The 13588-nt window shown below is 63.4% G+C and carries 13 protein-coding genes; 8 read left to right on the forward strand and 5 right to left on the reverse strand.

What is annotated here, in order from left to right; genetic code table 11:
• Positions 1-17: 17 nt before the first annotated feature.
• Complete coding sequence (locus tag H045_RS21215) at positions 18-995, reverse strand: quinone oxidoreductase family protein (protein ID WP_015373389.1); 978 nt, start codon at positions 993-995, stop codon at positions 18-20.
• Positions 996-1156: 161 nt separating this feature from the next.
• Here H045_RS21215 and hemF point away from each other — a divergent pair, with 161 nt between their 5' ends.
• Both hemF and aroE read left to right on the forward strand, forming a co-directional pair.
• Positions 1157-2089: an oxygen-dependent coproporphyrinogen oxidase gene (gene hemF / locus H045_RS21220; protein WP_015373390.1), complete on the forward strand. Its 933-nt coding sequence runs from the start codon at positions 1157-1159 to the stop codon at positions 2087-2089.
• The gene (gene aroE / locus H045_RS21225; protein ID WP_015373391.1) at positions 2089-2907 is read left to right on the forward strand and encodes a shikimate dehydrogenase; all 819 of its coding nucleotides are present in this window, start codon (positions 2089-2091) and stop codon (positions 2905-2907) included. The genes hemF and aroE overlap by 1 nt, the downstream gene beginning before the upstream one ends.
• A 23-nt stretch (positions 2908-2930) precedes the next feature.
• Here aroE and H045_RS21230 read toward each other — a convergent pair whose 3' ends face one another.
• From H045_RS21230 to betC, 3 genes are all read right to left on the reverse strand, one after another.
• Entirely contained in the window at positions 2931-4499 is a 1569-nt protein-coding gene (locus H045_RS21230) for a SulP family inorganic anion transporter (protein WP_015373392.1), read from the reverse strand.
• 189 nt (positions 4500-4688) lie between these two features.
• A complete protein-coding gene (gene choX, locus H045_RS21235) occupies positions 4689-5603 on the reverse strand; it encodes a choline ABC transporter substrate-binding protein (RefSeq protein WP_015373393.1) in 915 nt (304 codons plus the stop codon).
• Positions 5604-5621: 18 nt separating this feature from the next.
• Positions 5622-7136, reverse strand: coding sequence for a choline-sulfatase (gene betC, locus H045_RS21240; protein ID WP_003233640.1), 1515 nt, complete (start codon positions 7134-7136; stop codon positions 5622-5624).
• A 103-nt stretch (positions 7137-7239) separates the two neighbouring features.
• Here betC and H045_RS21245 point away from each other — a divergent pair, with 103 nt between their 5' ends.
• The 6 genes from H045_RS21245 (at position 7240) to H045_RS21270 (ending at position 12920) form a co-directional block, all read left to right on the forward strand.
• Positions 7240-8190, forward strand: coding sequence for a choline sulfate utilization transcriptional regulator (locus H045_RS21245; RefSeq protein ID WP_015373394.1), 951 nt, complete (start codon positions 7240-7242; stop codon positions 8188-8190).
• 31 nt (positions 8191-8221) lie between these two features.
• Entirely contained in the window at positions 8222-8554 is a 333-nt protein-coding gene (locus tag H045_RS21250; RefSeq protein ID WP_003233643.1) for a DOPA 4,5-dioxygenase family protein, read from the forward strand.
• A gap of 99 nt (positions 8555-8653) precedes the next feature.
• Positions 8654-9619, forward strand: coding sequence for a 2-dehydro-3-deoxygalactonokinase (locus H045_RS21255; protein ID WP_015373395.1), 966 nt, complete (start codon positions 8654-8656; stop codon positions 9617-9619).
• Position 9620: 1 nt separating this feature from the next.
• Positions 9621-10241, forward strand: coding sequence for a 2-dehydro-3-deoxy-6-phosphogalactonate aldolase (locus tag H045_RS21260; RefSeq protein ID WP_003233647.1), 621 nt, complete (start codon positions 9621-9623; stop codon positions 10239-10241).
• A 48-nt stretch (positions 10242-10289) separates the two neighbouring features.
• Positions 10290-11438: a galactonate dehydratase gene (dgoD, locus tag H045_RS21265; protein ID WP_003233648.1), complete on the forward strand. Its 1149-nt coding sequence runs from the start codon at positions 10290-10292 to the stop codon at positions 11436-11438.
• A gap of 177 nt (positions 11439-11615) precedes the next feature.
• Entirely contained in the window at positions 11616-12920 is a 1305-nt protein-coding gene (locus H045_RS21270) for an MFS transporter (RefSeq protein ID WP_015373396.1), read from the forward strand.
• Positions 12921-13151: 231 nt separating this feature from the next.
• Here the strand turns inward: H045_RS21270 and H045_RS21275 are convergent, their stop codons facing one another.
• On the reverse strand, positions 13152-13586 hold the full coding sequence (locus H045_RS21275) for an anti-virulence regulator CigR family protein (RefSeq protein ID WP_003233651.1): 435 nt from the start codon (positions 13584-13586) through the stop codon (positions 13152-13154).
• Between the last annotated feature and the right edge of the window lie 2 nt (positions 13587-13588).

Raw genomic sequence — 13588 nt, forward strand, 5'->3', positions numbered from 1 at the left:
TGCCCGCGATGAGGTCCTCAGGGCAACAAAATAGTCGACCCTGTGGTCCGCCGTCCCGACAACTCCGTCTGCGCCTTCGCCGCCTCCGCCAGCGAATAGCGCTGGTTGATATCAATGCGCACCTTGCCGCTCTTGATCATCGAAAACAGATCATCGGCCATCACCTGCAAGTCCTTCGCGTTGCCAGCGTAGGTCGCCAGCGTTGGCCGGGTGACATACAGCGAGCCCTTCGCCGACAGAATCCCCAGGTTCACCCCGTCCACGGCACCCGACGCATTGCCGAAGCTCACCACCAGACCCCGGGGCGCTACGCTGTCCAGGGACGTCAGCCAGGTATCCTTGCCCACGCCGTCGTACACCACCGGCACCTTTTTGCCGTCGGTCAATTCCAGCACACGCTGTGCGACGTCTTCCTTGCTGTAGTCAATGGTTTCCCAGGCGCCGAGGGATTTGGCCAGCGCGGCTTTTTCCGGCGAGCTGACGGTGCCGATCAACTTCACGCCCAGGGCCTTGGCCCACTGGCAGGCCAGGGAGCCCACGCCACCAGCGGCGGCGTGGAACAGGATGGTTTCGCCTGCCTTCACCTCGTAGGTCTGGCGCAACAGGTATTGCACGGTGAGGCCTTTGAGCATCGCGCCGGCCGCCTGTTCGAAGCTGATATCGTCCGGAAGGTGTACCAGGTTGGCGGCCGGCAGCACATGCAATTGGCTGTAGGCGCCGAGCGGACCGCTGCCGTAGGCCACGCGGTCGCCCACCTTGAATTGGCTGACTTCGCTGCCCACCGCATCGACCACGCCCGCGCCTTCTGCTCCCAGGCCCGATGGCAGGGCCGGCGGGGCGTAGAGGCCGCTTCGGAAATAGGTGTCGATGAAGTTCAGGCCGATGGCCTCGTTGCGCACCCGTACCTGTTGTGGGCCGGGCTCTGCGGGCGTGTAGTCCACATACTCGAGCACGTCGGGGCCGCCATGGGCGCTGAACTGGATACGTTTGGCCATCTGCACATCTCCTCAAGTTCGAATTCGCGTAGCCTCCTATCGGACTCCTAAGCGTGATCTTCGTCAACTGCGGCGGCAGCGGGTGCGGTGTTATCCTGTGCGCCCATTTGCCGCCGACGCCCCATGGCCTCGCGCAGCTTTGCCCGATTCAAGGTGATCTCATGACTACCCGCACCGAGGCTGTCAAAGCCTACCTGCTCGACCTGCAAGACCGCATCTGCAGCGCCCTGGAAGCTTTCGAGACGGACACTCGCTTTATCGAAGACGCCTGGACCCGCCCTGCCGGCGGCGGTGGGCGCACCCGTGTGATCGAGAACGGTACGGTGATCGAAAAAGGCGGCGTCAACTTTTCCCACGTATTCGGCAGCGGTTTGCCGCCCTCCGCCAGTGCCCATCGCCCGGAGCTTGCCGGTCGCGGTTTCGAGGCGCTGGGGGTGTCGCTGGTGATCCACCCGCACAACCCGCATGTGCCGACGTCCCACGCCAACGTGCGCTTTTTCATCGCTGAAAAAGAAGGCGAAGAGCCGGTGTGGTGGTTCGGTGGCGGCTTCGACCTCACGCCCTACTACGGTGTTGAGGAAGACTGCATCCACTGGCACCGCGTGGCCGAAGAGGCCTGCGCGCGGTTCGGCCCCGACGTGTACCCGCGTTACAAGGCCTGGTGCGACACCTACTTCCACATCAAGCACCGCAATGAACCGCGCGGCATCGGCGGGCTGTTCTTCGATGACTTGAACGAGTGGGATTTCGACACCTGCTTTGCGTTCATGCAGGCCATCGGCAATGCCTACATTGACGCCTACCTGCCGATCCTGCAGCGTCGCAAGGCCATGGCGTACACCGAGCAGCAGCGCCAATTCCAGGAGTTCCGCCGGGGCCGCTATGTCGAATTCAACTTGGTCTACGACCGTGGCACCCTGTTCGGCCTGCAATCGGGCGGGCGTACCGAGTCGATCCTGATGTCGTTGCCGCCGCAAGTGCGCTGGAGCTACGACTGGAAGGCCGAAGCCGGCAGCGAAGAAGCGCGCCTCACCGACTACTTTCTGCAGGACCGTGACTGGCTGGGCGTTACGCCGCCCAAGGCAGCCCTGTGATGGACCGTTACGTGGTGTTCGGCAACCCCATCGGCCACAGCAAGTCGCCGTTGATTCACCGGATGTTCGCCGAGCAAACCGGCGAGCAACTGGACTACAGCACGTTGCTTGCGCCGCTGGAGGATTTCGCCGGTTGTGCCCGTGAGTTCTTTCAGCAGGGCCGGGGCGCCAATGTCACCGTGCCGTTCAAGGAAGAGGCATTTCGCCTGGCCAGCAGCCTGACCGAACGCGCCCGGCGCGCCGGCGCGGTGAACACCCTGAGCCAACTGGGCGATGGCACTTTGCTGGGCGACAACACCGATGGCGCCGGCCTGGTGCGCGACCTGACGGTCAACGCCGGGCTGACGCTTCAAGGCAAGCGCATCCTCCTGCTGGGCGCCGGTGGCGCGGTGCGGGGTGCGTTGGAGCCGTTGCTGGCCGAGCGACCGGCCTCGCTGATCATCGCCAACCGCACCGTGGAAAAAGCTGAATCGCTCGCCGAGCTGTTCGACGACCTGGGCCCGGTGTCGGCCAGCGGTTTCGACTGGCTGCGAGAGCCGGTGGACGTGATCATCAACGCCACCTCGGCCAGCTTGTCAGGCGATGTACCACCGATTGCGGGAAGCCTGATCGAGCCGGGCAGGACCTTTTGCTACGACATGATGTATGCCCAGCAGCCTACCGCGTTCTGTCGTTGGGCCACTGAACACCGTGCGGCGGTTGCGATGGATGGCCTGGGGATGCTGGTTGAGCAAGCGGCCGAAGCGTTCTTCCTGTGGCGCGGTGTGCGCCCGGATTCGGCGCCGGTGCTGGCTGAACTGCGCCGACAGTTGGCCTGACACCCCTCCAATTGTGGAGGGGCTCAGCCTTCGAAATGGATGGGGCAACGGTCGGCGCCTTCCAGTTTTTTCAGCTCCTCTACCACCTGTGGCCGAGCCTGGCGCAAGGTCAGGCTACGCCCCAAGCCCTGCAACCGCCGTGCTTCCTGGTGCAGCATCTCCACCCCCGAATAGTCGATGAAATTGATCTGCTGCGCCTCGATCACCACCCGCTTGCCCGCGAGCCGTTGCAGGCGCACCTGCAGGTAATGGCTGGCGCCAAAAAAGATCGATCCGCCCACCCGCAGCACATCTTCTTCACCGTCGCGCCAATGCTGGACGCTGGGTTGCGACGTGCGCTTGAGGTAGAAAAACAGCGAAGCCAGCACCCCCGCGTAAATCGCCGTCTGCAATTCCAACAGCAAGGTCGCCAGCAGCGTCAGGCTCATCACCACGAACTCCGCGCGACTGACCCGGAACAAGGCGCCAATGGCGCGTCGGTCCACCAGGCCCCAGCAAATCAGCAGAATGCTCGCCGCCATGCTCGGGATCGGGATCCGGGCGATCAGCGCTGCGCCAAACAACGCAAACAACGCCACCCACAGCGCCGAGAACACCCCGGCTAGCGGCGAGCAGGCGCCCGCTTCAAGGTTGAGGCCCGAACGGGTGAAGGAGCCGGCTGACAAATAGCCGGAGAAAAATCCGCCGGCCATATTGGATAAGCCCTGCGCACGAACGTCCTGGTTGGCATCAAGCAATTGCTGCGAGCGCGCCGACAAGGCGCGCGCAATCGACAGGCTGGTCACCAGCCCCAGCATGCCCACCGCCACGGCGCTGGGCAGCAGGCGCAGGATCACGTCCAGGTCCAGCGGTAACGGGCTGAATGGCGGCAGCTTGCCGATAAACCCACTCACCCGCGCCACCTGCCCGAACATCGCCGGCCACAGCCATGCGGCCAGGCTGCTCAGGGTCAGGGCGATCAACAGCGTTGGCCAGCGCGGCACCCGGTACTTGAGGAGCGCGCCCAGCAGCAAGGTACTGAGGCCCAGGATGAGCGAGGCGTGGTCCCACTCGCCGCGATGTTCGATCAGTGCCAGCAGGCTGTTGAGGGCGGTGGTCTGGCTCGGCAACTCAAGCCCCAGCAGGTTGGGCAACTGCCCCAATGCGATGACCACAGCAGCGCCAAGGGTGAAACCGAGTACCACGGAGTGCGAGACGAAATTCACCAGCGCACCGAAGCGCAGCAGGCCGAGCAACCACTGGAACACGCCGGCCAGGCATGTCAGCAGCAGGATCAAGCTGATGTAGTCCCGGGAGCCCGGTACGGCCAAAGGGCTGACGCTGGCGTAGAGCACGATGGAAATCGCCGCCGTGGGCCCGCAGATCAGGTGCCAGGACGAACCCCACAGGCAGGCGATCAGCACCGGGAGGATCGCTGCGTACAGGCCGTATTCGGGGGGAAGGCCGGCAATCAGCGCGTAGGCAATCGACTGTGGCAGGGCGAGTACCGCGCCGCTCAGACCAACCAGCGCGTCGCGTCCAACGCTGGCGCGGGTTTGATGTGGCAGCCAGGCGAGGAAGGGAAAGAGTGTGTAACGAGTAGGCCGGGGCATCTGTAACTCGGCTTGAAAGGTTTGACTCAAGATTATCAGCACCCACTGACCCGTGTGGGAGGGGTTATGTGGGAGCTGGCTTGCCTGCGATGCAGGCAACTCGGTATTTCAGTAACACCGAGGCGATGCCATCGCAGGCAAGCCAGCGCCTACACAAGCCCATTCCACAAAGGGGGCAGCGGTGGCGCTTCACAGCTGGGCTTTTACTGCCGCCAGCGCGTCCTTGCCGTCCACGGTCTTCACCCCATCAAGCCATTTGTCCAGTACCGCCGGGTTGGCCTTGATCCACGCCTTCGCGGCATCGGCGTTGCTGACCTTGTCGTTGGCCACCTGCGCCATGATGCTGTTCTCCATGTCCTGGGTAAAACTCAGGTTGGTCAGCAGTTTGCCCACGTTCGGGCACGACTGCGCGTAGCCCTTGCGGGTCAGGGTGTACACGCTGCCGGTGTCGCCAAAGTATTGCTCGCCACCCTTGAGGTAATGCATCTTCAATTGCACGTTCATCGGGTGCGGCGTCCAGCCAAGGAAGGTGACGAAGCGCTGCTTCTTCACCGCCCGCGACACTTCGGCGAGCATCGCCTGTTCGCTCGATTCAATCAGCTTCCACTGACCCAGGTCGAAGTCGTTTTTCTTGATGATTTCCTGCAGCGAGATATTCGCCGGTGCGCCGGAGCCGATGCCGTAAATCTTCTTGTCGAACTTGTCGGCGAACTTGTTCAGGTCGGCAAAATCATGCACGCCCGCGTCCCAGACATAATCCGGCACGGCCAGGGTGAACTCGGTGCCGTCGAGGTTTTTCGCCAGTTGCACCACATCGCCATTGGCCACGAACTTGTCATAGAAGCCTTGCTGCGCCGGCATCCAGTTGCCGAGGAACACATCCACCTTGCCATCCTTGAGCCCGCCGAAGGTAATCGGCACCGCCAGGGTATCGACCTTGGGTTTATAGCCCATGCCCGTCAGCAAAAAACCGGTAATGGCGTTGGTCGCGGCAATGTCGCTCCAGCCAGGATCCGCCATCTTCACCGTTTCACAGCCTGCTTGCGCGTGCGCATTGGCACTGGCCAGCGCCAGAATGCCCAGTATCACCGTCAACTTTTGCATGACCTTCCCTCTGTCTGTTTATTGGTTCTGGCAGGGTTGTGGATAACGTGCCTTGCGCTCCAGGTCGTCGAGGTCGATGTGGTTGCGCATGTATTGCTGGCTGGCATCCACCAGCGGCTGGTGGTCCCAGCTCTTGAGCTTGCCCTGGGTCAGTGCCTCGAACACCAGGCGGCGACGGCGTTGGCTGGCGAGCACCTGCTGGTGGATCGCCGGGATGTCCCATTTGGCCCGCGCCTCTGTCAAAAACGCCTCGAACAGCGGCCGGTGTTCCGGTGACTGGGCAAGGTCTTCCCGCTCGTGCGGGTCGTTGTGCACATTGAACAGCAGACACGGGTCGTCTTCGCTGTAGATGAATTTCCAGGCGCCCCGTCGAATCATCATCAAGGGGCTGATAGTGCCTTCGGCCATGTATTCGCCAAACACCTCGTCGTGCCCGCCCTTGCCTTGCAAATGCGGCACCAGCGAGCGGCCATCCAGCGGCAGACGCGGGTCGAGCTCGCCGCCGGCCAGTTCCACCAGGGTCGGCAGCAGGTCGGCGGTGGACACGGCCGAGGTGACGCGGCCGGCCGCGAACTGCCCCGGCGCACTCACCAGCAGCGGCACGCGAGCGGCCATTTCAAACCAGTGCATTTTGTACCAGAGGCCGCGCTCGCCGAGCATGTCGCCGTGATCGCCGGAGAATATGATGAGGGTGTCGTCGGCCAGGCCGGTGTCTTCCAGGGTCTGCAGGAGCTTGCCGACGTTGCTGTCGATGTAGCTGCAAGCGCCGAAATAGGCGCGGCGCGCATCGCGGATCTTGTCGACCGGTAGCGGCTTGTCCCACAGGTCATACACCTTGAGCAGGCGCTGGGAATGCGGGTCGAGGTCATTCTGCGCAGGCGTCACGGGCAGCGGAATGTCGCTGTCGTCGTAGAGATCCCAGAACGGTTTGGGAATGGTGTACGGGTCGTGGGGGTGAGTCATCGACACGGTCAGGCAGAACGGCCGGTCGCCGTCCTCGCGAATGTGATCGAACAGATACTGCTGGGCCTTGAACACCACTTCTTCGTCGAAATCCAGCTGGTTGGTGCGCACGCAAGGCCCGGCCTGCAGCACCGACGACATGTTGTGAAACCAGCTGGGGCGCACATCCGGTTCGTCCCAGTTCACCGCCCAACCGTAGTCGGCGGGGTAGATGTCGCTGGTCAGGCGCTCTTCAAAACCGTGCAACTGGTCGGGGCCACAAAAGTGCATCTTGCCCGACAGCGCGGTGCGGTAGCCCAGGCGGCGCAGGTAGTGGGCGTAGGTCGGCACATCGGCGGGGAAGTCCGCCGCGTTGTCGTAGGCGCCGATCTTGCTCGGCAACTGGCCGCTGACCAGCGTGAAGCGCGACGGTGCGCACAGCGGGCTGTTGCAATAGGCGGCGTCGAACACCACGCCCTGGGCGGCGAGACGGCTCAGGTGGGGCAACTTGATCGGGGAAGGTCCGTAGAACGGCAGCATCGGCGCGGCCATTTGATCGGCCATGATGAAAAGAATGTTCTTGCGCTTCATGATCTATCGGCATTCCATAGGCGGTGTTTATGCCATTGAGCATGCAGCCCATGAAAAATGGGGTAAAGCCCATGAAAAGCAATGTCTAGGATAAGCACAGCTTATGTATGAAGCCCTCGGCGACTTGTCCCTCGACCTGCTGCGCGCCTTCGAAGCCGCAGCGCGCCACCGCAGTTTTACGGCAGCGGCGATGGAACTGGGCGCCACCCAACCGGCGATCAGCCAGCAGATCAAGCGCCTCGAAGAACAACTGGCGATCCGCCTGTTTGATCGCATCTATCGCGGCATTGAACTGACCGATGCCGGCGCGCTGTTGTTCGAGCATGTACAGGGCGGCTTGCAGGGCATCAATCAGGGCCTCAGCGCGATCACCCAGCAGGACCAGCACGAAGTGCTGCAGGTGGCCACCGACTTTGCCTTCGCCGCCTACTGGCTGATGCCGCGCCTGCACCGCTTTCACGAGGCCTGCCCGCAGGTGGACGTGAGCCTGGTGACCAGCGAGCGCAACCACGCCAGCCTGCGCAGTGATATCGACGTGGCCGTGCTGTTTGGCGACGGCCGCTTCAAGCAGGGCGACAGCCTGTGGCTGTTCAACGAGGAAGTATTCCCGGTGTGCAGCCCGCAGTGGCTCAAGGATCAGACGCGGCCACTGACCGTGCAGACCTTGCCCGAGTACCCGCTGCTGCACCTGCGCCAGGAGACCAACAGCCAGTGGTTCAACTGGGGTGGCGTGTTCCGCGAGCTGGGGATTGCCGCGGCACCCACGCCCGGCCAGCTGCGTTTCGACAACTACACCCTACTGATCCAGGCGGCGATTGCCGGTCAGGGCGTGGCCATCGGCTGGCGACACCTGGTGGATAACCTGCTGGAACAGAACTGGCTGTGCCGACCGATCAGCGACACGGTGATCTCGCGCTTCGGCTATTACGTGGTGCAGCCCCAGCGCAAACGACGCGGGCAGCTGGTGGAGCGATTTGTCGACTGGCTGCTGGCCGAACAGGCCAGCAGCGCACAATCGCTGAGCGGACTGGCCCTGCCCTCGATTGCGGTCTAGCATCTGGCGCACATTCGCTATGGAGGCCGCCATGCAACGCATCAAGGGCTATCACGCCCATATCTATTTCGACGCTAGCACCCTCGAGCAGGCCCGCACGTTGTGCGAAGACGCCGCGGCGCTGTTCCCGTTGCGCATGGGGCGCCTGCACGAACGGCCAGTGGGCCCGCACCCGGACTGGAGCTGCCAGCTGACGTTCGACGTCGAATACATCGGCGTGGTGCTGCCCTGGCTGGTGATTCATCGCAATGGTCTGGTGGTATTCCTGCATCCGGACACTGGCGACGACCTCAAGGACCACACCGACTACGCAATCTGGATGGGGGCGATGCGTGAGCTGAACCTGAGCGCGTTTAATACATAACCGTAAATTCCCTATATATGGGACAGATATTTATATATTGAGATTTGCGCTGCCTTGGGTTTATATTCGCCCATCCGCTCAGAACACTCAGGTGAAGCGATGCAGGCGCAATTGATCGCGCTCGATTGGGGAACCAGCTCCCTTCGTGCTTACAAACTCGGCCCGGCAGGCGTGGTGCTGGAACAGCGTGCGCTGGCGTCGGGCATCATGCATTTGCCCACCGAGGCCCGCGATATCGCCGGCTTGCGCTGCGCCGATGGCTTCGAGTTGGCCTTTGATGCGGCCTGTGGCGACTGGCTCGACGCTGCGCCCCATCTGCCGGTGATCGCCTGCGGCATGGTCGGCAGCGCCCAGGGCTGGAGCGAAGCGGTCTATCGCACGACACCCGTCGACGTCTCCAGCCTGGGCCAGGCCTTGCACCGGGTGCGCAGCCTGCGGGGTGTCGAGGTGCACATTGTGCCCGGTGTGATCGAGCCGGACGGCTTGCCCAATGTGATGCGCGGCGAAGAAACCCAGGTGCTGGGCGTGCTGCAGAGCCTGCCGGCGGGGGGTGACGTCTTGATCGGCCTGCCCGGCAGCCATTGCAAATGGGTCAAGGTGGCCGAGGGTCGCATTACCCATTTCGACACGTTCATGACCGGTGAGCTGTTTGCGATAGTGAGTAAGCACAGCATTCTGGGACGTACCCAAAAGCCCTGTGAACAGTTCCAGGCAGAAGCCTTTGACCGGGGCGTGCACGTGGCGCTGTCGGCCGATGGCCAGCGCGGCTTGCTGTCCACCCTGTTCAGCGCGCGTACCCTGGGCCTCACCGCCGAGCTTTCGCCCGAGCAGCAGGCGGATTACCTCTCCGGCCTGATGATCGGCCATGAACTCGCCGGGCTGCCAGGCAGCGCAAAACACCAGTCAATCATCCTGGTCGGCGCCGCCGCCCTCTGCACCCGCTATCAACGCGCCCTCGCCCTCTGCGGCTTCGCCCACGTCAGCCTGGCGCAGGAAGCCACCGAGCGCGGCCTGTGGCAATTGGCCGTGGCGGCCGGGCTCACTCAACCAGCAACGGAGGCCTGACATGCTCAAGCAAGCACTGGCACAAAACGGTTTGATCGCGATCCTGCGCGGCGTACGTCCGGACGAAGCCCAGGCCATCGGCCAGGCACTGTACGACGAAGGTTTTCGCGTGATCGAAGTGCCGCTCAATTCGCCGGACCCGTACACCAGCATCCGCACCCTGCGCGACAGCCTGCCCGCCGATTGCCTGATCGGCGCCGGCACGGTGTTGACGCCGGAGCAGGTCGAGCAGGTCAAGGCGGCCGGCGGCCAGGTGATCGTCATGCCCCACAGCGATGCCAAGGTGTTGCGTGCGGCAAAAGCGGCCGGCCTGTACCTGTCGCCGGGTGTGGCCACGCCCACCGAAGCGTTCGCCGCGCTGGCCGAGGGCGCCGATGTGCTGAAGCTGTTTCCGGCCGAGCAAATGGGCCCGGCGGTGATCAAGGCCTGGCTCGCGGTATTGCCGGCGGGCACGGTGCTGCTGCCGGTGGGCGGTATTGCTCCGGACAACATGCAGGTGTTCAGCGACGCCGGCGCCAAGGGTTTCGGATTGGGTTCCGGGTTGTTCAAACCGGGTATGACAGTGGATCAGGTCGCGAGCCGCGCCCAGGCGTATGTCGCCGCCTGGAAAGCCCTGAGCTGATAGCAAGTTCCGCGCCCACAGGCGCCGCATCGATAAGAGAGATAACAGATGAAAATCACCAAACTGACGACCTTTATCGTCCCGCCGCGCTGGTGCTTCCTCAAGGTCGAAACCGATCAGGGCGTGACCGGCTGGGGCGAGCCGGTGGTCGAAGGCCGCGCCCACACGGTGGCGGCGGCTGTTGAAGAACTGTCCGACTACCTGATCGGCAAAGACCCACGCAATATCGAAGACATCTGGACCGTGCTCTATCGCGGCGGCTTCTACCGTGGCGGCGCTGTGCACATGAGCGCCCTGGCCGGTATCGACCAGGCGTTGTGGGACATCAAGGGCAAGGCCCTCGGCGTGTCCGTCAGCGACCTGCTCGGCGGCCAGGTGCGTGACAAGATTCGCGTGTATTCGTGGATCGGCGGCGACCGCCCGGCCGATACCGCCCGTGCCGCCAAAGAGGCCGTGGCCCGTGGCTTTACCGCCGTGAAAATGAACGGCACCGAAGAACTGCAGTTCGTCGACAGCTTCGACAAGGTCGACCTGGCCCTGGCCAACGTGGCGGCCGTGCGCGATGCGGTCGGCCCCAACGTGGGTATCGGCGTCGACTTCCATGGCCGCGTGCACAAGCCCATGGCCAAGGTGCTGATGAAAGAGCTGGACCCGTACAAGCTGATGTTCATCGAAGAGCCGGTGCTCAGCGAAAACTACGAGGCCCTCAAGGAACTGGCACCGCTGACCAGCACGCCGATTGCCCTCGGCGAGCGGCTGTTCTCGCGCTGGGATTTCAAGCGCGTGCTCAGCGAAGGCTACGTCGACATCATCCAGCCGGACGCCTCCCATGCTGGCGGCATCACCGAAACCCGCAAGATCGCCAACATGGCCGAAGCCTACGACGTGGCGCTGGCCCTGCACTGCCCGCTGGGCCCGATCGCCCTGGCGGCCTGCCTGCAGCTGGACGCGGTCTGCTACAACGCGTTTATCCAGGAACAAAGCCTGGGCATTCACTACAACGAGAGCAACGACCTGCTCGACTACGTGCGCGACCCGGGCGTGTTCGACTATGACCAGGGCTTTGTGAAGATCCCCAATGGCCCGGGCCTGGGCATCGAGATCAACGAGGAATACGTGATCGAGCGCGCGGCCATCGGCCACCGCTGGCGCAACCCGATCTGGCGCCATGCCGACGGCAGCTTTGCCGAGTGGTGATGTCCCTCTGACGGAACGCAGTAAAAAAATGTGGGAGCTGGCTTGCCTGCGAAAGCGGTGGGTCAGTGCCAGAGATGCAAGCTGGCTCACCGCCATCGCAGGCAAGCCAGCTCCCACATTGACCGTGGTTCCGTCAGCAAGATTTGTCCTCAATAAACATAAAAAGAGGCACGCCCCATGCAACCTGAATCCCTCACCGGACAGGCTTCTCTCGTCACGCCTAGCCGAAAGCGCTACTTCATCGGTTTGCTGCTGTTCATCACCGTGGTGATCAATTACCTAGACCGCAGCAACCTGTCGATTGCCGCACCGGCTCTGACCAGCGACCTGGGGATCGACCCGGTGCATGTCGGGCTGATCTTCTCCGCGTTCGGCTGGACCTACGCCGCCATGCAGATTCCCGGCGGCTGGCTGGTCGACCGGGTGCCGCCGCGCATCCTCTACACCGCCGCCTTGCTGTTGTGGTCGATTGCCACAGTGATGCTGGGCTTCGCCGCCAGCTTTATCGCGCTGTTCGTGTTGCGCATGGCGGTCGGTGCGCTCGAGGCTCCGGCTTATCCGATCAACAGCCGCGTGGTGACCACCTGGTTCCCCGAGCGCGAGCGAGCCACGGCGATTGGTTTTTACACCTCGGGGCAGTTCGTCGGGCTGGCGTTTCTGACGCCGGTGCTGGCCTGGCTGCAACACCGGTTCGGCTGGCACATGGTGTTTGTGGCCACGGGCGGTGTGGGCATCCTGTGGGCGCTGATCTGGTATGCGGTGTACCGCGAGCCGAAGGATTTCAACGGCACCAACGCGGCGGAGATTCAACTGATCCGCGACGGCGGCGGCCTGGTGGACATGCAGGCGCAGACCAAAAAGGCGCCGTTCAGCTGGGTCGACCTGGGCATTGTGCTGAGCAAGCGCAAACTCTGGGGCATCTACCTGGGCCAGTTCTGCCTGAACTCCACGCTGTGGTTCTTCCTGACGTGGTTCCCCACCTACCTGGTGAAATACCGTGGCATGGATTTCATCAAGTCCGGCCTGTTGGCCTCGCTGCCCTTTCTCGCGGCGTTTGTGGGTGTGCTGTGTTCCGGGATTTTTTCCGACTGGCTGATCCGCCGGGGAGCGTCGGTGGGCTTTGCGCGCAAGTTGCCGATCATCAGCGGGCTGCTGATTTCCACCGCGATTATCGGCGCCAACTACGTGGACTCGACGGCGTGGGTGATTGCCTTCCTGGCGCTGGCGTTCTTCGGTAATGGTTTGGCGTCGATTACCTGGTCGCTGGTGTCGACCCTGGCCCCCGCACGTTTGCTGGGACTGACCGGCGGTGTGTTCAACTTCATCGGCAACCTGTCGGCGATTGCCACGCCGATCGTGATCGGCTTTCTGGCCAGCGGCGATTCATTTGCGCCGGCGATTACCTACATCGCCGTGCTGGCGCTGCTTGGGGCGTTGTCCTACGTGCTGCTGGTGGGCAAGGTCGAACGGATCGAGTTGTAAACCCTAACCCGCCTGCGGTGGCGAGCGGAATTCCTGTGGCGAGCGGGCTTGTTGTGGCGAGCGGGCTTGCCCCGCGTTGGGGTGCGAAGCGCCCCCCATCCAGCAAAACGCGGTGTACCTGATACGGCTCAGCGCCTGGTTTTGGGGCTGCTGCGCAGCCCAACGCAGGACAAGCCTGCTCGCCACAAAAGCCTGCTCACAAGAGAAGCCTGCTTGCCACACGAAGTCTGCTCAGTTGAGTACGTTGGCAAGGATCTCGTAGACGATGCCGGTGCCCACCGCGATCAACACCACGTCCGGGCCGGAGCGGCGCCATTCGTAGCCCTCATAGCGCGGCAGGCGCTCCAGCTCGCGGGGGCCGAGGCGTTCGCCGTAGTAGCCGGGGGGCAACGGCCGGCCGCGTTCCAGGCGCACGTCGGGTGGCGGTGGCGCGCCGCGTGCGAACTGGTCGTGGTTGTCGTGGATGATCTGACGCACCGGGCCGAAATCCCGTGGTGGCGGGCCGCCTCGGCGGTCGTCCTGCGGGCCATGTTGCTCATGGGGGCCGGGTGGCCCATCACGGCCGGGACCTTCGCCGCGAGGGTCGGGCGGCGCGGCGTGCACCAGGACGCTGGCGCCAAGTACCAGCACGCCGAGACCTGCAATCACGGATTTGGGCATCTTCATCG

The sequence above is a fragment of the Pseudomonas poae RE*1-1-14 genome (genome assembly GCF_000336465.1).
GTDB lineage: Bacteria > Pseudomonadota > Gammaproteobacteria > Pseudomonadales > Pseudomonadaceae > Aquipseudomonas > Aquipseudomonas poae.